Origin of the sequence: Klebsiella sp. CN_Kp100 (assembly GCF_040065315.1) — a bacterium.
In the GTDB taxonomy this organism is placed as follows: domain Bacteria; phylum Pseudomonadota; class Gammaproteobacteria; order Enterobacterales; family Enterobacteriaceae; genus Klebsiella; species Klebsiella oxytoca.
The window spans coordinates 70,907-92,595 of record NZ_JBEAIJ010000005.1 but is presented as its reverse complement, the minus strand read 5'-3'; the positions used below and the strand labels follow the sequence as shown (position 1 = coordinate 92,595).

Sequence of the window (21,689 nt, the reverse complement as noted above, 5' to 3'; positions counted from 1 at the left end):
CAGGATCGAGGTGTATGACGTACACGGTGGCGTTAACAGGCGGCATTGGCAGTGGTAAAAGTACCGTAGCCGATGCGTTCGCACAGCTCGGCGTTAACGTTATTGATGCTGACATTATCGCGCGCCAGGTGGTGGAGCCCGGTACACCGGGGCTAAGCGCTATTGCTCAACGCTTTGGTGCGCAGATGCTCAACGAAGATGGTACCCTGAACCGTCGTGCTCTGCGCGAGCATATTTTTGCTCATGACGAGGATAAGCGCTGGCTAAACGCGCTGCTGCACCCGCAAATTCAGCAGGAAACGCGTCGGCAGATACAGCTTGCCACCTCGCCTTATATTCTCTGGGTTGTACCTCTACTGGTCGAAAATGGTTTGTCCGCCAAAGCCGACCGCGTACTGGTTGTCGATGTGCCAAAAGAGACGCAAATTGAGCGTACGATGCTTCGCGATCGGGTCAGTCGGCAACATGCGGAACATATTCTTGCCGCTCAGGCGACGCGCGAGCAGCGCCTTGCCGTAGCGGATGATGTTATTGAAAATATGGGTTCACCTGATGTCATAGCATCAGCTGTCGCCCGCCTGCATGCAAAGTATCAACGTCTGGCATCGCAGGCCGCCTCACAGGAAAAACCGTAATGCATACCCCTGTTCTTTTTGAACATCCGCTTAATGAAAAGATGCGCACCTGGCTACGCATTGAATTTTTACTTCAGCAGTTATCCGTTCATCCGGCGATTACCACTCATGCGGATGCGCTGCATTTCTTCCGCAATATCGGCGATCTTTTAGATGTTTTAGAACGCGGTGAAGTCCGTACCGATCTGATGAAAGAGCTGGATCGCCAACAGAGGAAACTGCAATCTTGGGCAGAAGTACCTGGGGTCGATCAGGATCGCATCAATGAATTACGCCAGCAGCTAAAACAATCCGGCAGCACATTAATGTCCGCCCCGCGGATCGGCCAGTATCTGCGAGAAGACCGTCTGATCGCCCTGGTGCGCCAGCGCTTAAGCATCCCAGGTGGCTGCTGTAGCTTTGACCTCCCGACGCTGCATATCTGGCTGCATATGCCGCAGGCATACCGCGATGAGCAGGTCGGTAAGTGGCTGACCAGCCTTGAACCTTTAACGCAATCCTTGCTGCTTGTTCTCGATCTCATCCGCAACTCGGCACCTTTCCGTAAGCAGACCAGCCTGAACGGTTTTTATCAGGACAACGGCGAGGACGCCGACCTGCTGCGTCTGCGCCTGGATCTTGCCAGCCAGCTCTACCCGCAAATTTCAGGTCATAAGAGCCGTTTTGCCATCCGCTTTATGCCGCTGGACAGCGAGCACGGTATTGTGCCGGAACGTTTTGATTTTGAACTGGCCTGCTGTTAAGGAGCGAAAATGTCAGAAGAGATAACCGTTAATTGCCCAACCTGCGGCAAAATTGTGATCTGGAATGAGCAGAGTCCACATCGTCCGTTCTGCTCCAAACGCTGTCAGCTCATTGATTTAGGCGAATGGGCGGCGGAAGAGAAACGCATCCCGAGCAGCAGCGATCTATCAGATAGCGATGGCTGGAGTGAGGATAAAGAGTAAAACCGGGCTAGCCCAAAGATACCTTGCCGGATCGCGGTCTCGCCCGGTCCGGCTTACCTCCCGCCCGCTAGTTTTGTTATCACGGGTTCATTTGCCGGAGGAAAATCTTCGGCGACGAGCGCGCTTTGCGCTATCCAGCGCCCTGGCTGCCCCTCTTTCCCCCACGGCTCGCCATCCCAGCTTTCCACCAGCCAGAACCACAGCGTTATATGACGGTCGGGAAACTGATACTCCAGCTTATCGAACAGGCTGGAAGCTCTCACTGTAATACCCACTTCTTCCTGTAGTTCACGCACTAAGGCCTGCTCTGACGACTCGCCCTCTTCAATTTTCCCACCAGGAAATTCAAGCTTATTCGCCATATGCGCGTCGGCAGCTCGCTGGGTGATGAAAATTTCGCCTCGCGCATTGCGGATAATACCGACGGAAATCTGTAGTGTTTTCATTGTGCTTCTTCCATAAAAAAGGCGCAGATATCTGCGCCCTTGTATTCAACGTTGTTGAGCTTAGCTCAGACGACCGTGGCACTGCTTATATTTTTTACCAGAGCCGCACGGACAAGGATCGTTACGGCCCACTTTACGCTCGCCGGTTTGTTCAGCCAGCGCGGCCGCAGCTGCGCTCTCATCGTCCTGATGGCTCAGCTGTTGCATCTGCGCCAGACGCTCAGCGTCTTCACGACGCTGCTGCTCCATCGCCTCCACCTCTTCCGGCATCCGCACCTGAACTTTGCTCAGCGTGCTGATCACTTCGTATTTTAGTGATTCCAGCATTGCAGCAAACATAGAGAAGGATTCACGCTTATATTCCTGCTTCGGATCTTTCTGCGCATAGCCGCGCAGATGGATACCCTGACGCAGGTAGTCCATCGCCGCCAGATGCTCTTTCCACAGTGAGTCCAGCGTTTGCAGCATGACGCCTTTTTCGAAGTGACGCATCATCTCAGCGCCAACCACTTCTTCCTTACGCTGATAGGTTTCAATGGCGCTCTGCAGAATGCGCTCGCGCAGCGTTTCTTCATGCAGCTCCGGTTCTTTATCCAGCCACTCTTTGAGCGGTAGATCGAGGTCGAAGTCATTTTTCAGACGTTCCTGCAATCCTTCCACATCCCACATTTCTTCCAGCGACTGCGGAGGAATATGGGCATCGATAGTGGCTTTAAATACGTCTTCACGAATGCTGTTAATCGTTTCGCTCACGTCGGTCACGTCGAGCAGTTCATTACGCTGGGTGTAAATAGCGCGACGCTGGTCGTTGGCCACGTCATCATATTCCAGCAGCTGCTTACGGATATCGAAGTTGCGGCTCTCGACTTTACGCTGGGCATTGGCAATCGCCTTGGTCACCCAAGGATGCTCGATAGCCTCACCCGGCTTCATGCCCAGTTTACGCATCATGCCGGACACGCGGTCAGATGCGAAGATACGCATCAGGGCATCTTCCATCGACAGATAGAAACGGGAAGAACCCGCATCCCCCTGACGACCTGAACGGCCGCGCAGCTGGTTATCGATACGGCGAGATTCATGGCGCTCGGTCCCGATGATATGCAGGCCGCCGGCGGCCAACACCGCATCGTGGCGAACCTGCCAGTCGGCTTTGATCTGAGCAATCTGTTCCGGCGTCGGGTCTTCCAGCTGGGCGACTTCCGCCTGCCAGCTACCGCCGAGCATGATATCAGTACCACGGCCCGCCATGTTGGTCGCAATGGTCACTGCTGATGGGTAGCCCGCCTGAGCAACGATGTCCGCTTCGCTGGCGTGGAATTTCGCATTCAGCACGTTGTGCTTGATGCCCGCTTTCGTCAATTCTTTGGAGACCACTTCTGATTTTTCGATTGAAATGGTACCCACCAGCACCGGCTGACCCGCAGCGGTACGCTCTTTAATATCTTCGATAATGGCCTGAATTTTTTCCGCTTCGGTCATATAAACCAGGTCCGCCATGTCTTTACGAATCATCGGGCGGTTGGTCGGAACCACAACGGTATCCAGCTTGTAGATCGAGCTAAATTCAAACGCTTCGGTATCGGCGGTACCGGTCATCCCTGCCAGCTTCTCGTACAGGCGGAAATAGTTCTGGAAGGTAATTGAAGCCAGCGTCTGGTTCTCGTTTTGAATCTCAACGCCTTCTTTCGCTTCAACCGCCTGGTGCAGGCCATCAGACCAGCGACGTCCCTGCATCGTACGGCCGGTATGCTCGTCGACGATGATAACTTCGCCATCTTTAACGATATAGTCAACATCACGGGTAAACAGCACGTGCGCGCGCAGCGCCGCGGTCACGTGGTGCATCAGCATGATATTGGTCGGAGAGTACAGCGACTCGCCTTCATCCATAATGCCTTCATTGACCAGCAGCTCTTCAATCAGCACCAGGCCGCGTTCGGTCAGGTTGACCTGGCGCGCTTTCTCATCAACGGAGAAATGCCCTTCGCCGGTAAAGGTCTCGGAGTCTTCTTTTTCCTGGCGGATCAGATGCGGGATGATTTTGTTCACTTTCTTATACATTTCCGAACTGTCTTCAGCCGGGCCGGAAATGATAAGCGGAGTACGTGCTTCATCGATGAGGATGGAGTCGACTTCATCCACCAGCGCATAGTGCAGTTTGCGCTGTACGCGTTCTTCAGGGCTGAACGCCATGTTATCGCGCAGATAGTCAAAGCCATATTCGTTGTTGGTGCCGTAAGTAATATCGGCGGCGTAGGCTTCGCGCTTGGCTGGCGCAGGCAGGCCAGACATGTTAATCCCAACGCTCATACCGAGGAACTCAAACAGCGGACGGTTGTTCTCTGCATCACGCTGCGCCAGATAGTCGTTGACGGTGACCACGTGAACACCTTTGCCGGTCAGCGCATTAAGATATGCTGGTAAGGTGGCGGTCAGGGTTTTACCTTCACCAGTGCGCATTTCCGCAATGCAGCGCTCGTTGAGGACCATGCCGCCCAGCAGCTGAACGTCAAAGTGACGCATGCCGAAGACGCGCTTACTGGCCTCACGTACAACGGCAAAGGCTTCCGGGATCAGGCTCTCAAGGCTTTCACCTTTTTCCAGACGCGCGCGGAACTCAGCGGTTTTCGCTTTCAGTTCGTCATCGGAAAGTTTTTCCATGGCCGGTTCCATGGCATTGATAACGTTGACGGCTTTGCGCATACGACGCAGCGTACGGTCGTTACGGCTACCGAATACTTTAGTTAATAATTTGATTAGCATAATAAAATCTCAAACGCCCCGCTGTGCGGAGTCACAAAAAAATGGAATGGTCCGTATTTGTTTCAGCTGAGACGTTGAGGCCCGGCGCGTATGCCCGTAACCTGGCTTATCCAGGTACAGACGCGAAACGCACATTGGGAGAAGGTGGGATTGTATGCCACCAGGTGAACGATGACCGGAGGTTTACTCTCCTGCGTCAACAGCGCGCTAAGCGTATCGAGGAGCGCGAGATGCTGCGCCTGGAGCGGTGAAGACTCCTCAGCTACCGGCAGCGCCTGCGGTACCATCGCAAAAGAGAGATGGCGGATGACCGTACGAATGGCATGCTGATGCCAGTAATCAACGGTAAAATTTGGCCGACGACTGGAAGATTCCAGTAGCGCGAGCTGAGAAAAATTGACTTTAGCAGGGTTGTGGTTGCTGGAAGTTGTTTTTGCCGGCGACGCGGTCTCATGCTCATGGCCGTTGCTAAGCGCAGGCAGGCCAAGGCTAGCCGCGACCATCCCCAACAGGAGATGCGGCCAGAAATACCTTATGCCAAACTGTCGCCAGCGCGTCAGCAATCCACTCACTTAACTTACCTTTTGTTGGTAACAACCCTGAGAAATATTTTGCATCCAAATACTAACATTAATACGCCATCACGGCAGCAGGAATGAGGGCTCGGGCGGGGTAAAAACGTCTAAAAAAGGAACGAACGCGCAGTAAAGACGGGTAAAACTGGAAGCTGGATGCAGCGGAAACGCAAAAAGAAAACGACTGGTTCCCTGGCCGGAGAGAGTACCAGGTTACCAGTCGAATTTACTACAGGATCTGGCTTATGCCAGAACCAGTGTCGGCGCGCGGAACGCCAGCGGCATCTCTGCGTCGTCCTCGAAGGTCACATACTCCCAGGCTTCCTGTTTTGCCAGAACAGCCTGCAGCAGTTTGTTATTCAACGCATGACCGGACTTGTACGCCGTAAATGCACCGATAATATTGTGACCGCACATAAACAGGTCGCCAATCGCATCCAGCATTTTATGACGGACAAATTCGTCTTCAAAGCGCAAACCGTCTTCGTTCAGTACGCGATAATCGTCAACAACGATGGCACAATCGAAGCTGCCGCCCAGGCACAGGCCGCGGGACTGCAGATATTCGATATCGCGCATGAAACCAAAGGTACGCGCACGGCTAATCTGGCGCATAAACGCATCGGCCGAGAAGTTCATTGCGTAGCGCTGGCTGCTGGAGTCAATCGCCGGATGGTTAAAATCAATGGTGAAGTCCAGTGAAAAACCATTATACGGTTTGAATTCAGCCCATTTATCGCCATCTTCGACGCGAACGGTCTCTTTGATACGCACAAATTTCTTAGCGCAGTTCAGTTCATCGATGCCGGCATCCAGCAACAGATAAACGAACGGAGCCGCACTACCGTCCATAATCGGGACTTCCGGGGCATCGACTTCAATAATAATGTTGTCGATACCTAAGCCAGCCAGGGCAGCATTAAGGTGCTCAACCGTCGATATCCGCACGTCATGCTCGTTGACCAGGCAAGTACAGAGCATGGTATCACGCACAGATTTGGCATCAGCCGGAAAATCAACCGGTGGATTCAAGTCGGTGCGACGATAGATGACCCCGGTATTTGCCGGCGCAGGGCGTAACGTCAGGGTGACTTTCTTGCCGGTATGCAAACCGACGCCAGTCGCCTGAACGATACGTTTAAGAGTCCTTTGTTTGATCATCGTATAATCTCGCCAAGTTACCTATCCAACCGAAGTGTACTATACATTCGGCAGGCCAGTTTAGCACAAAGAGCGCAGATGCCCAACTTCCAGCCAATTCTTAATCGGCTTGCTTACGCAGGAAGGCTGGAATATCCAGATAATCCGGCTCTTTTGCGGTTTGCGGCGTATTGTCGTTTACCACTTTCGAAACCGGTTTCTGCTCTTGATTCAGTGGGGACATACCGTGCTGCTGGTAACGATCCATCACCGGCTGCTGAACCTGCTTGTTGGTGACCAGGGTAATTTCCGGACGTTTGTCCATACCGATACCGGTGGCAACCACGGTTACGCGCAGTTCGTCGTTCATATCCGGGTCCAGAGAGGTACCGATAACCACGGTCGCGTTATCCGAAGCAAATGCACGGATCGTGTTACCCACGGTTTCGAACTCATCGAGACGCAGATCGAAGCCAGCGGTGATGTTAACCAGGACGCCGCGGGCACCGGACAGATCGATATCTTCCAGCAGCGGGGAAGAGATAGCCATTTCAGCCGCTTCTTCCGCACGGTCTTCACCGCTCGCTACGCCGGAGCCCATCATCGCATAGCCCATTTCAGACATCACGGTACGTACGTCCGCAAAGTCGACGTTCATCAGGCCTGGGCGCGTAATCAGTTCAGCGATACCCTGCACCGCGCCTTTCAACACGTCGTTAGCCGCACCGAAAGCGTCGAGCAGCGAAATACCGCGACCCAGAACTTTCAGCAGCTTATCGTTCGGGATGGTGATCAGAGAATCCACGTGCTTGGACAGCTCGGTGATACCCTGCTCGGCGAATGCCATACGCTTCTTGCCTTCAAAATTGAACGGCTTAGTCACGACGGCAACGGTCAGGATGCCTAAATCTTTGGCGACTTCAGCAACCACGGGCGCAGCACCGGTTCCGGTCCCGCCGCCCATACCTGCTGCGATAAACACCATGTCGGCGCCATCAAGAGCGGCACGCAGCGCTTCACGGTCTTCATCCGCTGCGTTACGGCCCACTTCCGGGTTTGCGCCTGCGCCCAGCCCCTTGGTAATACCGCTGCCGATCTGGATAGTCTGGCCAACAGCCGTTTTGCGCAGTGCCTGCGCGTCGGTGTTCACCGCGAAAAATTCAACACCCTCAATGCGCTCGCGCACCATGTGCTCAACGGCGTTACCGCCGCCGCCACCGACGCCGATGACTTTAATCACCGCGTCGTTGGTCAGTTCCATAGGTTCAAACATAATTTCTCTCTCCGTTGTGCCTGTCGCCTGAGAACGCTAATTTTCTGCGTTCTCTTAAAAAATTAAAACTCTTTTCGCAACCAACTGTTGAGTCGTTTGATCCACGACCCGACCGTTACGCGTTTTTCCACTTCTGCTTCACCACTGAGATGAGATTCCTTCCCGTAATGCAGCAGCCCAACCGCCGTCGAGTAATACGGTTCCTGGGCATAATCCGTTAATCCGGTAATGTTCAGCGGCGCGCCAATTCGCACCTGCGTGTGAAACACGCGCTGCGCACAGGCGGCAAGCCCTTCAATTTGCGCCGCACCGCCGGTTAATACAATCCCTGCCGCCAGATGATGCTTGACGCCCTGCTGACGAAGCTGTTCCTGCAGTTGCAGAATCTCTTCATTCACGAGGTTGAGCAATTCGGTATAACGCGGCTCAATAACCTCTGCCAGAGTCTGACGCTGCAGGCTGCGGGGTGGACGCCCACCCACGCTCGGCACTTCGACGTTTTCATCTTTACCAACGATGGAGCCCAGCGCGCAGCCGTGGCGCACTTTAATGGCTTCGGCATCGCTCGGCGGCGTACCGAAAGCGTAAGCAATATCGCTGGTCACAACGTTCCCCGCATAAGGGATCACTTTGGTATGACGCAGCGCGCCGCCGGTATACACCGCGATATCCATTGTACCACCGCCGATATCCACCACGCAGACACCCAGTTCACGTTCATCTTCCGTTAATACGGAATAGCTGGCGGCTAAACCGGCGAAAATGAGCTGGTCGACTTTCAGACCGCAGCGCTCCACCGCTTTGACAATATTTTTCGCCATATCGTTATGGCAGGTAATCAAATGCACTTTTGCCTGCATACGTACGCCAGACAGGCCGACGGGGTTTTTTATCCCCTCCTGGTAGTCAATAGCGTACTCTTGCGGAATAACGTGCAGAACGCGGTGTTCATCGCGCACGCGAACCGATTTGGCGGTATGCACCACGTTCTCGACGTCATCCTGAGTGACTTCTTCTTCAGAAATCGGCACCATACCAATTTCATTTTGACAGCTGATATGCTTGCCTGAAAGCGCCAGATAGACTGACGAGATCTGGCAATCCGCCATCAGTTCGGCCTGGTCAATGGCGCGCTGTACGCATTTCACCACGGATTCCAGGTCGTTCACTCCGCCTTTATCCATACCACGCGATGGGCAACTGCCCACGCCAATGATATTAATCATACCGTCGGGCAGAACTTCCCCTACTAAAGCGGCAACCTTAGCGGTGCCAATCTCCAGTCCAACTACCAGTTTTCTGTCCGTCGCCTTGATCATTGTTGTTCTGCCTGTGCCTGATTCTGTTGTTGATTAGTTTCCTCTGCGGGAACCGGTACCCAACCGACTGCCGCTCCCGAGTCATAACGCAAATCAACGTAGCTTATCCGTTTGCCGTCGGTCTGCGCCTGCTGCTGAAGAACCGGGTAGAGTTCCATAAAGCGCTGAAGCCGTTTCATGGTGTCGCCTCGGCCAAGATTGAGCTTAATATCGTTATTAAGCGTCAATTGCCAGGAGCGACGCGCGGTCATTGCCGCCACTTTCAACGTGAATTTATCCTTTGCCAGCACCTGCCCCATGTCACGGTACCCCTGAAGAACTTCGTTCTCACTACCTTCCGGGCCGTATAACATCGGTAAATTCTGTTTACTGGTGCGATCTGACGGCACGCTGAAAGAATTGCCTTCGACGTCTACCATATGCTGATCATTCCAGCGCGCAATCGGCACATATTCAACCAGATGAATCTTCAATTCGTCCGGCCATTGCTTTCTGACGCTCGCCTGCTTAATCCACGGCAGGCGTTCAATCTGGCTTTGAATAATATTGACGTCCTGAGTCATAAAGGTGCCCGGCGACCCCAATGCCAGTATCGCCTGACGGATATCATCGTTGCGCGTGTAGTGACGCTCTCCGGTGACGACCATCTTCGACAGCGGTAATCGCTGTGCATCTTCCATCCAGCCCAGAACCATCCAGCCGCTGACCAGCACGGTACAGAGCACCGCCAGCAGGAAGAAAATACCTGCCAGACGAGAGCCATTACTTCGACGCGAAGAAGATTCTTCTTCCTCTTCGTGGTTCCGCGTATTCAGCGCAGCCTGCGACATATCACCCCGCCAGGTCCAGAATTCGTACAACAAGCTGCGAGAAGCTCATCCCTGCCTGACGCGCCGCCATCGGCACCAGGCTGTGGCTGGTCATGCCAGGAGAGGTGTTAGCTTCCAGCAGATAAAACTGGCCATCGCTGTCCAGCATCACGTCAATTCTTCCCCATCCCTTGCAGCCAAGGCTATCCCAGGCTTTTTGCACCAGAGCCTGGATTTCTGACTCACGCGCTGGATCTTCGAAGCCTGGGCAGAAATATTGCGTCTCATCAGAGAGATACTTTGCTTCATAATCATAGAAGGTTCCAGCCGCCTGGATACGTATTGACGGCAAAATTTCTTCTCCAACCATAGCGACGGTAAATTCCGGGCCACTGAGCCATTTTTCAATCAGAACTTCATCATCATGCTGAAAAGCCAGCGCCAATGCATTTTGTAATGCGCAACTTTCGCTGACTTTTGACATACCGACGCTGGAGCCTTCCCGGCTCGGCTTAACAATCAGCGGCAGTCCGAGGGCCAGGAGTTGCTGTTCAACGTCAGCAGAAAGCCCTGCCTCGAACTGTTTACGGGTTAGCGCAACCCACGGCGCAACCGGCAGTCCGGCGCCCTGCCACAGTAATTTGCTGCGCAGCTTATCCATTGAGATCGCTGAAGCCATCACCCCGCTACCGGTGTAGGGAAGCTGAATCAGCTCCAGCAGCCCCTGCAACGTACCATCTTCACCGCCGCGACCATGCAAGGCAATAAACGCTTTCTTAAAGCCCATATTTTTCAATTGGGTAATATCAACGTCGCGCGGGTCGACCGGGTGCGCATCAACGCCGGCTTCACGCAGGCCGGCGAGCACCGCAGAACCTGAATTGAGAGAGACTTCACGTTCAGCGGAGGTTCCGCCAAAGAGGACCGCGATTTTATCAGCCATGGCGCTCCTCCTGCGTTTTTTGCGGTTGCAATTTGATTTCCGCCAGGTGACGGGCGATTTTACCGATATTTCCCGCCCCCTGCACCAGCACCAGATCGTTGCCGGTCAATACTGATGCCAGCATCTCTGCCGCTTGCGCCGGATCGGAAACCAGAATCGGGTCCACTTTCCCGCGGCCGCGAATCGTACGGCACAGCGAGCGGCTATCAGCGCCAGGAATGGCGGCTTCGCCAGCAGAATAAACGTCCAGCATCAGCAGAGCGTCAACCTGGGTCAGTACGTTGGCAAAATCGTCATACAGATCGCGCGTACGGGTAAAACGGTGCGGCTGAAACAACATCACCAGATTTTTATCCGGCCAGCCCGCTCGCGCCGCTTTGATAGTGGCATCCACTTCCGTAGGATGGTGGCCATAATCATCGATCAGCATCGCGGTTCCCGTTTTACCGTTAACCTCAGCTAACGGATATTCGCCGAGGAAATCAAAACGACGCCCGGTACCCTGGAAGCTTTCCAGCGCGCGCAGGATCGCTTCATCATCAATGCCCTCTTCCGTCGCAACGGCCACCGCTGCCGCTGCGTTAAGCGCGTTGTGGCGACCCGGTGCGTTCAGCGTCACCTGAATGACGTCTTTATCCTGACGGACCAGGCGGAAATGCCCCTGAGCGCCGACCTGACGATACTCTTCCACGCGAACGTCAGCATCATCGCTAAAACCGTAGGTGGTGAGCTGGCGACCAACGCGCGGCAGCAGCTCGCGAATCACCGGATCGTCCACGCACATCACCGCGCGTCCATAGAACGGCAGGTTATGCAGGAAGTTGATAAACGTCTGCTTCAGGTTTTCGAAGTCGCCGTGGTAGGTATCCATATGATCGGCTTCGATATTGGTCACGATAGCAACCATCGGCTGTAAATGCAGGAACGAGGCGTCGCTTTCATCCGCTTCGGCAATCAGGTAACGGCTGTGTCCAAGGCGCGCATGCACGCCAGCGGCTTTCACCAGACCACCGTTCACGAAGGTCGGATCAAGTCCAGCCTCTGCATAAATACTTGAGACCATCGCCGTAGTTGTGGTTTTGCCGTGCGTGCCGGCAATGGCAATGCCGTGGCGAAAACGCATCAGTTCCGCCAGCATTTCAGCGCGACGAATAACTGGAATACGCGCTTCGTGAGCGGCGACGATTTCCGGGTTATCCGCAGAAATCGCGCTGGAAACCACGACAACGCTCGCATCGCGCACGTTTTCAGGGCGATGATTGAAATAAATCGTGGCGCCAAGCTGAGTCAACTGTTGGGTCACCGGATTCGGCGCCAGGTCGGAGCCGCTAATCTGATAACCTTCATTGGCCAGAACTTCGGCAATACCGCCCATGCCGGCACCGCCAATGCCAACAAAGTGAATGTGCCGGACGCGACGCATCTCGGGCACTATGGAACGCAGTTTTGCCAGATCTTGTGTATTCATTCTTTACGCCATCAACTTCTTTATTCGGACGGTGATCATCACCGCGATTAGCGCGCCAGTGCTGCGGCGCTCACTTCTTCCGCTACCCGTTCGGTAGCATCCGGAATCGAGGCTCTACGCGCTCGCTCCGCCATATCCAGCAGCGTTTCGCGATCCCAGCCCGCCAGGGTTTGCGCGACGGCATCCACGGTAAACTGCGGCTGCTCGAGGATCTTCGCTGCACCTGCCTTCTCTAACGGCAGGGCATTCCAGTACTGCTGACGATCTTTGTGCTGGAAAGGCACAAACAGCGCCGGTAAACCCGCGGCGGCAATTTCGCTCACCGTCAGCGCCCCGGAACGACACACGACAACATCGGCCCAGGCGTAAGCCGCCGCCATGTCGTCAATAAATTCGGTCACTTTGTGCTGCGGCTGCCCGGCATCGGAATAGGCCCGCTGTACGGTTCCCTGCCCACCTTTACCGCTCTGGTGCCAGATGGTGACAGTAGAGCCCAGCTTCGCCGCCACCTGCGGCATCGTCTGATTGAGCACGCGAGCGCCCTGCGAACCGCCGACGACCAATACGCGAATTGGCCCCTGACGCCCGACTAAGCGCTGTTCCGGCAGCGGGAGCGCCAGCACATCGGTGCGAACCGGGTTGCCCACAACATCGGCATGCGGGAAAGCGCCGGGGAATGCCTGCATCACTTTTTTGGCAATTTTCGCCAGCCACTTATTCGTCAGACCGGCAATTCCGTTCTGTTCATGCAGGACCACCGGGATCCCCAGCGACCATGCCGCCAGTCCGCCGGGGCCGGACACATAGCCGCCCATTCCCAGCACCACGTCCGGTTGAAAACGCTGCATAATCGCCCGCGCCTGGCGCCAGGCGTTGAATATCCTAACCGGCGCCAGCAGCTGCGCCTTCAGGCCTTTGCCGCGCAGGCCGGAAATCTGAATGAAGTCAATTTCAATGCCGTTCTTCGGCACTAAATCCGCTTCCATACGATCCGCGGTACCCAGCCAGCGAACCTGCCAGCCCTGGTCCATTAAATGGTGCGCAACCGCCAGCCCCGGGAACACGTGTCCTCCGGTACCGCCCGCCATCACCATTAACCGCTTTTCCTGACCGCTCATCGAACACCCCGTGTAAACGCCTGGGCTTTTTCCAGACGCGTTTCATAATCAATTCGTAACAGCAACATGATGGCCGTCGACATAATCAGCAGGCTCGAGCCACCGTAGCTGATCAGCGGCAGCGTCAGGCCTTTAGTTGGCAGCATTCCCGCTGCCGCGCCGACGTTAACCAGCGCCTGAAAGCTGAACCAGATCCCAATGGCGCAGGCCAGAAAACCGGAGAAACGGTGGTCAATCTCCAGCGCTTTGCGGCCAATGGACATGGCGCGAAAAGCGACGAAGAATACCATTAAAAGTGCGAGTACCACACCGATATAACCGAGTTCTTCACCGATAATGGCGAAGATGAAATCGGTGTGCGCCTCGGGCAAATATTCGAGCTTCTGGACTGAGTTACCCAGGCCCTGCCCCCACATTTCACCGCGGCCAAAGGCCATCAGCGACTGGGTGAGCTGGTAGCCGCTGCCGAATGGATCTTCCCACGGGTTCCAGAAAGAGGTCACGCGGCGAATACGGTACGGTTCAGCCAGAATCAGCAGTACGACTGCCGAAAGCCCCATCCCGATAATCGCGATAAACTGCCACAGCTTGGCCCCCGCAAGGAACAGCATGGCCAGAGTCGTGACAAACAGCACCACAACGGTACCGAGGTCAGGCTGCGCCAGCAGTAAAATCGCCAGCACGAAAATCACGCCCATCGGCTTTAAGAAGCCGCGCAGGTTGTTACGCACTTCGTCGCCTTTACGCACAAGGTAGTTGGCGATATAGCAGAACAGCGACAGCTTGGTGAACTCCGCAGGCTGGATACGCAGCGGCCCCAGCGCAATCCAGCGCGAGGCCCCGTTAACCGAGCTGCCGACCACCAGAACAATCAGCAGCATGACGATAGAAGCAATCAGCATTGCAGTACTGTGGCGCTGCCAGAACTCCATTGGCAGGCGCAGCGTCACCATCGCCAGCCCTAGCGCCAGCAGAATGTATAAGCCATCGCGCTTGGCAAACAGAAACGGATCGTTCGCCAGACGCTGGCCTACCGGCATTGACGCCGAGGTCACCATGATGAAGCCGATTGCGGCCAGGCCAAAAGTCAGCCACAGCAGCATCCGGTCATACATTACCAGGCTATCGGTATCTTTTTGCCGCGAGCCCATCACCCAGCCTTTCAGCGCGGCGAACAGCCATGCGAAAATAAGCATTCCCGGCAGACGCGGCAGTCTTAGCCGTGGCATTTTCAGGCGCGGGAGTGATAAACGCATCAACCTAACTCCTTCGCGAGGCGAGCAAAGATGTCGCCGCGTTGTTCAAAGTTTTTAAACTGATCGAGGCTGGCGCACGCGGGAGACAGCAGCACCATATCGCCCGGGACAACCTGCGGCGCAATCTGGCGCATCGCCTGCTCCATCGTTTCCGTTTGCACAGCGACATCCGGGCGCAGCGCCGCCAGCTGCGCGCCGTCGCGTCCGAAGCAGTACAGGCGAATGTTGTCGCCGGTCAGGTAACGGCTTAACGGCGTGAAATCAGCGGATTTACCGTCTCCGCCCAGCAGCAGATAGAGCGTTCCATCAAGATGCAGCCCATTGAGCGCCGCTTCGGTACTGCCGACGTTGGTGGCTTTAGAATCGTTGATCCAGCGCACGCCGTTGTGCTCCAGCACCAGTTGGAAACGATGCGCCAGCCCGGTGAATGTGGTTAGCGCTTTCAGGCTGCTGGCGCGCGGCAAACCCGCGGCGTCAGCCAGGGCCAGGGCCGCAAGAGCGTTACTGTAGTTGTGCTGGCCGCTAATCTTCATCTCTTTGACGTTAAGCACTTTTTCGCCTTTGACGCGCAGCCAGGTTTCGCCCTGCTGGCGGTTCAGGTGATAGTCGCCAACGTCAACGCCGAAGCTGATGCAGCGCTCGTCCGCGCCGCGTACCGGCATGGTTAACGCATCGTCGGCATTGACGATACAGGCCCGCGCATTCTCGTAAATTCGCAGTTTGGCGGCGCGGTACTGCTGAAGCCCCAGCGGATAGCGGTCCATATGATCTTCGGTGACGTTCAGGATCGTCGCCGCAACCGCCCGCAGGCTGGAGGTAGTTTCCAGCTGGAAGCTTGAAAGCTCCAGAACATAGAGTTCGCGTTCAGGATCCAGCAGCATCAGCGCCGGCAGGCCAATATTGCCCCCAACGCCAACGTTCATACCCGCTGCTTTCGCCATTTCTCCCACGAGGGAAGTCACGGTGCTTTTACCGTTAGAGCCGGTGATCGCAACGACAGGCGCCTGCGCCTCGCGGCAAAACAGTTCGATATCACCGACAATTTCCACCCCTGCATCCGCCGCGGCGCTCAGGGAAGGATGCGCCAGAGCGATACCCGGACTGGCGACAATCAGGTCTGCCGTCAACAGCCAGTCTTCATTAAGACCGCCAACATAGCGCTCAACAGCTTCCGGCAGTTTATCCAGCCCCGCCGGCGCAACGCGGGTATCCATCACCCGCGGCGTCACGCCGCGAGCCATGAAAAAGTCCACGCATGACAGGCCGGTCATACCCAGCCCAATAATGACGACTTTTTTACCCTGATAATCTGCCATGATTAACGTACCTTCAGCGTCGCCAGGCCAATCAGCACCAGCATCAGCGAAATAATCCAGAAACGCACGATAACGCGCGGTTCCGGCCAGCCTTTCAGTTCATAGTGATGGTGAATCGGCGCCATGCGGAAAATGCGCTGACCGCGCAGCTTGAAGGAACCGACCTGCAGAATCACCGAGAGCGTTTCCACCACAAATACGCCACCCATAATCACCAGCAGGAATTCCTGGCGCAGCAGCACGGCGATAATACCCAGCGCGCCGCCGAGTGCCAGCGAACCCACATCGCCCATAAAAACCTGTGCCGGATAGGTGTTAAACCACAGGAAGCCCAGACCCGCGCCAACAATCGCGGTACAGACGATCACCAGTTCACCAGCGTGACGCAAATAAGGGATATGCAGGTAGTTGGCGAAGTTCATGTTACCGGTCGCCCAGGCCACCAGCGCGAAGCCGGCGGCAACGAATACGGTTGGCATAATCGCCAGCCCATCGAGGCCGTCGGTCAGGTTGACCGCATTACCGGTCCCAACGATAACAAAATAGGCCAGCAGGACGTAGAACAGGCCCAGCTGCGGCATCACGTCTTTAAAGAACGGCACCACCAGCTGAGTCGCCGGCGTATCTTTACCCGCCATATACAGCGCAAAGGCAACGCCCAGCGCAATCACCGACATCCAGAAGTACTTCCAGCGAGCAATCAGACCTTTGGTATCTTTTCGCACCACTTTGCGATAGTCATCGACAAAGCCGATGATGCCGTAGCCGACGAGAACCGTCAGTACGCACCAGACGTAGGGGTTGGATGGGTAAGCCCACAGCAGAACGGAGACAACAATGGCGGTCAGGATCATGATCCCGCCCATGGTTGGCGTACCGCGCTTACTAAAGTGAGATTCCGGGCCATCGTTACGTACAACCTGGCCAAAGGAGAGTTTTTGCAGACGGGCGATCATGCGCGGGCCCATCCACAGGGAGATGAACAGCGCGGTCAGCAGGCTGACAATGGCGCGAAACGTCAGGTAGGAAAAGACGTTAAAGCCTGAATAATATTTGACCAAATGTTCGGCCAGCCATACTAACATGTTCCGTTCTCCTGTAATGCGCGTACTACCACTTCCATGGCGGCACTACGTGAACCTTTCACTAAAATGGTCATAATTTTATGTTCTGCGGTAAGCTCGCGCAGGCGAGTCACCAGCGCGGCCTTCTCGCTAAAATGTTCGCCAACTCCGCTGGCGCCGCTGATTTCTGCGCTCAGCGTACCGACGCTCAGTACGCGATCGAGCCCGGCCGCTTTTGCCGCTTCGCCCACCTGACGATGGCACGCCTGGCTTTCCGCGCCGAGTTCAGCCATATCGCCGACGACCAGTACCCGATAGCCCGGCATCTCAGACAGCACCTGTACCGCGGCGGTTAGCGAGCCAACGTTGGCGTTATAGGAATCATCCAGCAGGAGCTGGCTGTCGGTCAGTTGGATCGGGAATAAACGCCCTGGTACTGCTTGCAGATCTTTCAGACCCACTTTGATCGCCTCATGCGTCGCACCAACCGCCATTGACAGCGCCGCTGCGGCCAGCGCATTAGCGATGTTATGGCGCCCCGGGAGCGGTAGCAGGACATCAACGCTGCCCGATGGGGTTTGCAGGGTAAATTCAGTCCCATGCGACGTCACGTGTACGTTGGTTGCCGTGAAATCGCTGTTGGCGGCATTCGGCGAAAAACGCCAGGTTTTACGCTCGCCAATTACGCTTTGCCAGTTCAGCCAGTCATTATTGTCGGCGTTCATAATCGCGATGCCGTTGAGCGGCAGGCCGGTGTAAATTTCGCCTTTAGCTTTCGCCACGCCTTCCAGAGAGCCAAAACCTTCCAGGTGGGCAGCGGCCAGGTTATTCACTAACGCGGCTTCGGGGCGGGTCAGACTAACGGTCCAGGCAATTTCGCCCTGATGATTAGCGCCTAACTCGATGACCGCGTAGTCATGTTCCTGGGTGAGGCGCAGCAGCGTCATCGGCACGCCGATATCGTTGTTCAGGTTACCTGCGGTATACAGCGTATTCCCGCACTGGCTCAGAATCGCCGCGGTCATCTCTTTGACCGAGGTTTTTCCGGAAGATCCGGTCAGCGCGACTACGCGCGCCGGAACCTGCTGACGCACCCATGCGGCCAGTTCGCCGAACGCGAGGCGCGTATCCTTCACCACTACCTGCGGTAAATCGCAGGCAAGCTGACGACTGACCAGCAGCGCGCCCGCGCCGGCAGCTTTCGCCTGTTCGGCAAAATCGTGAGCATCAAAACGCTCGCCTTTTAGCGCCACGAACAGGCAGCCCGCCGTGACTTTACGGGTATCGGAGGTGACGTCATCAATCGCCACATCGCGGCCGTGCAGCTCGCCGCGCGTGATGTCGGCGAGCTGGCTGAGAGTCAAGCGAATCATGCTACCGTCCCCAGCAAACGCGCCACGGTGACGCGGTCAGAATAATCGAGCCGGCGATTGCCGACGATTTGATAGTCCTCGTGGCCTTTGCCCGCCACCAGAACGACGTCGTTTTCTTTCGCCTGCATCACTGCATTCGTCACCGCTTCCGCACGCCCCTCCACCGCTCTGGCATGGCCCGCGTCCAGCATGCCGGCCAGAATATCGTTAATAATCGCCCGCGGCTCTTCAGTGCGCGGGTTGTCGTCGGTGACAACCACAATATCGGCAAACTCTTCGGCGATAGCGCCCATTAGCGGACGCTTGCCTTTGTCGCGATCCCCACCGCAGCCGAATACGCACCACAGTTTACCGCTGCAGTGCAAACGCGCCGCCTGCAGCGCCTTTTCCAGCGCATCGGGCGTGTGGGCATAATCAACGACCACGGTCGGTTTACCCGGCGCGGCGAACACTTCCATACGCCCGCATACCGGCTGCAGGCGCGCGGCGGTTTTCAGCAGATCGGCAAGCGGATAACCCAGCGCCAGCAGGGTGGCTAACGCCAGCAGCAGATTGCTGACATTAAAGGCGCCCATCAAGCGGCTTTCTATCTCGCCGTTACCCCAGCTGGAAGCAAACTGAACGGTTGCGCCGCTGTCGTGATAGTTCACGGCAGTGGCTTTGAGCCAGCGGCCATGGCAGTTCGGGTTAATGTGATCTTCCATTGATACGGCAACCGCATCCGGCAGTTTCGCCAGCCAGCGGCGACCGACTTCATCGTCCGCATTAACAATCGCCTGACCGCAATGGTGAGTTGAGTAGAGCAGCCATTTTGCCGCTTCGTAATGCTCCATATCACCGTGGTAATCAAGGTGATCGCGGCTCAGGTTGGTGAAGACCGACGCGGCAAACTGCAGCGCGGCGACGCGGTGCTGCACCAGGCCGTGAGAGGAAACTTCCATCGCGGCGAACGTTGCCCCCTGCCCTGCCAGGCCAGAAAGGACGTGCTGAACGTCAACAGCCGAACCGGTGGTGTTTTCCGTTGGGATAACTTTCCCCAGCAGGCCATTGCCTACGGTTCCCATTACCGCACTGGTTTCGCCAAGCAGCTGCGCCCATTGCGCCAGCAGTTGCGTCGTGGTGGTCTTACCGTTAGTTCCGGTGACGCCCACCAGGCGCAGTTGTTCTGAAGGCTGATGATAAAAACGCCCGGCCAGCGCGGATAAGCGCTCGTTGAGTTGGCTGAGATAGATAACCGGCACCCCATGCATTTCACGGATCTCGCCGTCATGGGCCTCATCTTTGGCCTCAGCAATAATGGCAGCAACACCTTGCGCTATCGCCTGCGGGATATAACGACGCCCGTCCGCCTGATGACCTAAAACCGCGACAAAAAGATCGCCAGAAGCAGCCACCCGGCTGTCCAGCGTCATTTCTCGCAGAATTCGCTCCGGCGCATTTGGCACCCACGGAGCGAGAAGGTCGCGCAAATTACGATCTGCCACCTGTTCCCTCGCCTTGATTAATCACTAATTCACTTTTTTCAGCCGTTGCCAGCGCATCCGGTTCAATGTTCATGGTACGCAGCACGCCGCCCATGATGGCACCGAAGACCGGCGCGGAAACGGCGCCGCCGTAGTATTTGCCCGCCTGCGGATCGTTGATCACCACCACCAGCGCAAAGCGCGGATGGCTGGCGGGCGCAACGCCTGCGGTGTAAGCAATATATTTGTTGATGTAGCGGCCATCCGGCCCTACTTTTTTCGCCGTACCGGTTTTAATGGCGATGCGATAGCCTTTGATCGCCGCCTTCACGCCGCCGCCGCCGGGCAACGCCACGCTTTCCATCATGTGAACAACGGTACGAACGAGTGATTCCGGGAAGACGCGCTCGCCCGGAACCGGTGGATCAACTTTGGTAATCGACAGCGGGCGATAGATGCCGTAGCTGCCGATCGTTGCGTAGACTCGCGCTAACTGTAACGGGGTTACCATTAGCCCATAGCCGAAAGAAAAGGTGGCCCTCTCTATGTCAGACCACCGTTGTTTTTGAGGGTATAAGCCACTGCGTTCTCCGACCAACCCCAAATTGGTCGCTTTTCCAAGCCCAAAACGTGAGTAAGTATCTACTAACGCTGAGGACGGCATCGCTAACGCCAGCTTAGAAACACCGACGTTACTCGACTTCTGTAGCACCCCGGTCAGGGTCAATTCGCTGTAGCGCGCCACGTCTTTGATTTCGTGGCCGTTAATTCGGTAAGGAATGGTATTCAGCACGGTATTTTCGTTAACAATGCCGCGCTGAAGGGCCGTCATCACCACCATCGGCTTCACCGTTGAACCCGGCTCAAACACGTCGGTAATGGCGCGGTTACGCATGGTATCTTTAGACGTGCCGGCGAAATTATTCGGGTTGTACGAAGGACTGTTAGCCATTGCCAGCACTTCGCCGGTGTTGACGTCGACCAGAACCGCTGTGCCTGACTCCGCCTTGTTGAACGCCACTGCATTGTTCAGTTCGCGATAAACCAGCGCCTGGAGGCGTTCATCGATGCTCAGCGCCAGGTTATGCGCGGCCTGGCTATCGGTGGACGAAATATCTTCTATTACCCGGCCATAGCGGTCTTTACGTACGATACGCTCGCCGGGCTGGCCGGTGAGCCACTTATCGAAGCTCTTCTCAACGCCCTCAATCCCCTGGCTATCAACGTTAGTGAAGCCAATGAGGTGAGCGGTTACTTCGCCCGACGGATAGTAGCGGCGGGACTCTTCCCGCAGGTGAATCCCCGGCAGCTTCAATTTACGGATGTAGTCGGCCATATCAGGGTTCACCTGACGCGCCAGGTAGATGAAACGCATCCGTGGGTTGGTATTTATGCGCGATGCCAGCTGATCCAGCGGCATATTCAGTGCATCGGCCAGCGCCTTCCAGCGGTTGTCCAGGGTGACGCCGCCCGCTTCATGCAGCTCTTTCGGGTCAGCCCAGATCGCTTTTACCGGTACGCTCACCGCCAGCGGACGGCCGGAACGATCGGTTATCATTCCGCGCGCGGTAGAAACCTCCTGCACACGCAGAGAACGCATATCGCCCTGGCGTACCAGCATGTCCGGGCTAATCACCTGTAGCCAGGCCACGCGGCCCAGCAGGAAGCCCAGCGCCAGCAGAATACAGCCGCACAGCAACGCAAAACGCCAACTGATAAAGTTGGCCTGTTCTTCCTGACGTTTTGCTTTTGGCGTTTTCGGCGCTGCTTTCATGCGT

At 56.0% G+C, this 21,689-nt stretch carries 19 protein-coding genes; 3 read left to right on the top strand and 16 right to left on the bottom strand.

Annotation, left to right across the window (positions count from 1 at the left end; all coding sequences use genetic code 11):
* The first annotated feature begins 14 nt into the window (after nt 1–14).
* Genes coaE through yacG form a run of 3 tightly spaced genes read left to right on the top strand, consistent with a single transcriptional unit; the run spans nt 15 to nt 1,582 of the window.
* On the top strand, nt 15–635 hold the full coding sequence (gene coaE, locus ABLV12_RS05445; protein WP_024273729.1) for a dephospho-CoA kinase: 621 nt from the start codon (nt 15–17) through the stop codon (nt 633–635).
* Complete coding sequence (gene zapD / locus ABLV12_RS05440; protein WP_004108104.1) at nt 635–1,378, top strand: cell division protein ZapD; 744 nt, start codon at nt 635–637, stop codon at nt 1,376–1,378. Before coaE ends, zapD begins: the two co-directional genes overlap by 1 nt.
* 9 nt (nt 1,379–1,387) lie before the next feature.
* Complete coding sequence (yacG, locus tag ABLV12_RS05435) at nt 1,388–1,582, top strand: DNA gyrase inhibitor YacG (RefSeq protein WP_004108106.1); 195 nt, start codon at nt 1,388–1,390, stop codon at nt 1,580–1,582.
* A gap of 53 nt (nt 1,583–1,635) precedes the next feature.
* Here yacG and mutT read toward each other — a convergent pair whose 3' ends face one another.
* The 16 genes from mutT to ABLV12_RS05355 all read right to left on the bottom strand — a co-directional run bounded on the left by mutT (nt 1,636) and on the right by ABLV12_RS05355 (nt 21,685).
* Nucleotides 1,636–2,028 carry an 8-oxo-dGTP diphosphatase MutT gene (gene mutT / locus ABLV12_RS05430; RefSeq protein ID WP_348866885.1) on the bottom strand — a complete coding sequence of 131 codons (393 nt, stop codon included), beginning with the start codon at nt 2,026–2,028 and terminating at the stop codon, nt 1,636–1,638.
* 60 nt (nt 2,029–2,088) lie between these two features.
* Complete coding sequence (gene secA / locus ABLV12_RS05425) at nt 2,089–4,794, bottom strand: preprotein translocase subunit SecA (protein ID WP_004108109.1); 2,706 nt, start codon at nt 4,792–4,794, stop codon at nt 2,089–2,091.
* A gap of 62 nt (nt 4,795–4,856) precedes the next feature.
* Complete coding sequence (gene secM, locus ABLV12_RS05420) at nt 4,857–5,366, bottom strand: secA translation cis-regulator SecM (protein ID WP_348866884.1); 510 nt, start codon at nt 5,364–5,366, stop codon at nt 4,857–4,859.
* Nucleotides 5,367–5,612: 246 nt separating this feature from the next.
* Nucleotides 5,613–6,530 (bottom strand): UDP-3-O-acyl-N-acetylglucosamine deacetylase, encoded by a 918-nt coding sequence (gene lpxC / locus ABLV12_RS05415; protein ID WP_004098599.1) that lies wholly within the window; start codon nt 6,528–6,530, stop codon nt 5,613–5,615.
* A 100-nt stretch (nt 6,531–6,630) separates the two neighbouring features.
* A complete protein-coding gene (gene ftsZ / locus ABLV12_RS05410) occupies nt 6,631–7,782 on the bottom strand; it encodes a cell division protein FtsZ (protein ID WP_004108111.1) in 1,152 nt (383 codons plus the stop codon).
* 62 nt (nt 7,783–7,844) lie between these two features.
* The gene (ftsA, locus tag ABLV12_RS05405) at nt 7,845–9,101 is read right to left on the bottom strand and encodes a cell division protein FtsA (RefSeq protein ID WP_004098594.1); all 1,257 of its coding nucleotides are present in this window, start codon (nt 9,099–9,101) and stop codon (nt 7,845–7,847) included.
* Complete coding sequence (gene ftsQ, locus ABLV12_RS05400) at nt 9,098–9,931, bottom strand: cell division protein FtsQ (protein WP_004108112.1); 834 nt, start codon at nt 9,929–9,931, stop codon at nt 9,098–9,100. Before ftsQ ends, ftsA begins: the two co-directional genes overlap by 4 nt.
* A gap of 1 nt (nt 9,932) precedes the next feature.
* Entirely contained in the window at nt 9,933–10,853 is a 921-nt protein-coding gene (locus tag ABLV12_RS05395) for a D-alanine--D-alanine ligase (protein WP_004108113.1), read from the bottom strand.
* Entirely contained in the window at nt 10,846–12,321 is a 1,476-nt protein-coding gene (gene murC / locus ABLV12_RS05390; protein ID WP_004108115.1) for a UDP-N-acetylmuramate--L-alanine ligase, read from the bottom strand. The genes ABLV12_RS05395 and murC overlap by 8 nt, the downstream gene beginning before the upstream one ends.
* A 47-nt stretch (nt 12,322–12,368) precedes the next feature.
* Nucleotides 12,369–13,439: an undecaprenyldiphospho-muramoylpentapeptide beta-N-acetylglucosaminyltransferase gene (murG, locus tag ABLV12_RS05385; protein ID WP_016807523.1), complete on the bottom strand. Its 1,071-nt coding sequence runs from the start codon at nt 13,437–13,439 to the stop codon at nt 12,369–12,371.
* Complete coding sequence (gene ftsW / locus ABLV12_RS05380; RefSeq protein WP_064398303.1) at nt 13,436–14,695, bottom strand: cell division protein FtsW; 1,260 nt, start codon at nt 14,693–14,695, stop codon at nt 13,436–13,438. The genes murG and ftsW overlap by 4 nt, the downstream gene beginning before the upstream one ends.
* The gene (gene murD, locus ABLV12_RS05375; protein WP_004108118.1) at nt 14,695–16,011 is read right to left on the bottom strand and encodes a UDP-N-acetylmuramoyl-L-alanine--D-glutamate ligase; all 1,317 of its coding nucleotides are present in this window, start codon (nt 16,009–16,011) and stop codon (nt 14,695–14,697) included. The genes ftsW and murD overlap by 1 nt, the downstream gene beginning before the upstream one ends.
* A gap of 2 nt (nt 16,012–16,013) precedes the next feature.
* Nucleotides 16,014–17,096, bottom strand: coding sequence for a phospho-N-acetylmuramoyl-pentapeptide-transferase (mraY, locus tag ABLV12_RS05370; protein ID WP_004098585.1), 1,083 nt, complete (start codon nt 17,094–17,096; stop codon nt 16,014–16,016).
* Entirely contained in the window at nt 17,090–18,448 is a 1,359-nt protein-coding gene (gene murF / locus ABLV12_RS05365; protein ID WP_064398304.1) for a UDP-N-acetylmuramoyl-tripeptide--D-alanyl-D-alanine ligase, read from the bottom strand. Before murF ends, mraY begins: the two co-directional genes overlap by 7 nt.
* On the bottom strand, nt 18,445–19,932 hold the full coding sequence (murE, locus tag ABLV12_RS05360; protein WP_335269777.1) for a UDP-N-acetylmuramoyl-L-alanyl-D-glutamate--2,6-diaminopimelate ligase: 1,488 nt from the start codon (nt 19,930–19,932) through the stop codon (nt 18,445–18,447). The genes murF and murE overlap by 4 nt, the downstream gene beginning before the upstream one ends.
* Entirely contained in the window at nt 19,919–21,685 is a 1,767-nt protein-coding gene (locus tag ABLV12_RS05355; RefSeq protein WP_004098582.1) for a peptidoglycan glycosyltransferase FtsI, read from the bottom strand. The genes murE and ABLV12_RS05355 overlap by 14 nt, the downstream gene beginning before the upstream one ends.
* Nucleotides 21,686–21,689: the final 4 nt, after the last annotated feature.

Excerpts from the sequence above, each read along its gene's own strand:
- coaE (WP_024273729.1), top strand. The coding sequence starts at position 15 with ATGACGTACACGGTGGCGTTAACAGGCGGCATTGGCAGTGGTAAAAGT.
- zapD (WP_004108104.1), top strand. The coding sequence starts at position 635 with ATGCATACCCCTGTTCTTTTTGAACATCCGCTTAATGAAAAGATGCGC.
- yacG (WP_004108106.1), top strand. The coding sequence starts at position 1,388 with ATGTCAGAAGAGATAACCGTTAATTGCCCAACCTGCGGCAAAATTGTG.
- mutT (WP_348866885.1), bottom strand. The coding sequence starts at position 2,028 with ATGAAAACACTACAGATTTCCGTCGGTATTATCCGCAATGCGCGAGGC.
- secA (WP_004108109.1), bottom strand. The coding sequence starts at position 4,794 with ATGCTAATCAAATTATTAACTAAAGTATTCGGTAGCCGTAACGACCGT.
- lpxC (WP_004098599.1), bottom strand. The coding sequence starts at position 6,530 with ATGATCAAACAAAGGACTCTTAAACGTATCGTTCAGGCGACTGGCGTC.
- ftsZ (WP_004108111.1), bottom strand. The coding sequence starts at position 7,782 with ATGTTTGAACCTATGGAACTGACCAACGACGCGGTGATTAAAGTCATC.
- ftsA (WP_004098594.1), bottom strand. The coding sequence starts at position 9,101 with ATGATCAAGGCGACGGACAGAAAACTGGTAGTTGGACTGGAGATTGGC.
- ftsQ (WP_004108112.1), bottom strand. The coding sequence starts at position 9,931 with ATGTCGCAGGCTGCGCTGAATACGCGGAACCACGAAGAGGAAGAAGAA.
- ABLV12_RS05395 (WP_004108113.1), bottom strand. The coding sequence starts at position 10,853 with ATGGCTGATAAAATCGCGGTCCTCTTTGGCGGAACCTCCGCTGAACGT.
- murC (WP_004108115.1), bottom strand. The coding sequence starts at position 12,321 with ATGAATACACAAGATCTGGCAAAACTGCGTTCCATAGTGCCCGAGATG.
- murG (WP_016807523.1), bottom strand. The coding sequence starts at position 13,439 with ATGAGCGGTCAGGAAAAGCGGTTAATGGTGATGGCGGGCGGTACCGGA.
- ftsW (WP_064398303.1), bottom strand. The coding sequence starts at position 14,695 with ATGCGTTTATCACTCCCGCGCCTGAAAATGCCACGGCTAAGACTGCCG.
- murD (WP_004108118.1), bottom strand. The coding sequence starts at position 16,011 with ATGGCAGATTATCAGGGTAAAAAAGTCGTCATTATTGGGCTGGGTATG.
- mraY (WP_004098585.1), bottom strand. The coding sequence starts at position 17,096 with ATGTTAGTATGGCTGGCCGAACATTTGGTCAAATATTATTCAGGCTTT.
- murF (WP_064398304.1), bottom strand. The coding sequence starts at position 18,448 with ATGATTCGCTTGACTCTCAGCCAGCTCGCCGACATCACGCGCGGCGAG.
- ABLV12_RS05355 (WP_004098582.1), bottom strand. The coding sequence starts at position 21,685 with ATGAAAGCAGCGCCGAAAACGCCAAAAGCAAAACGTCAGGAAGAACAG.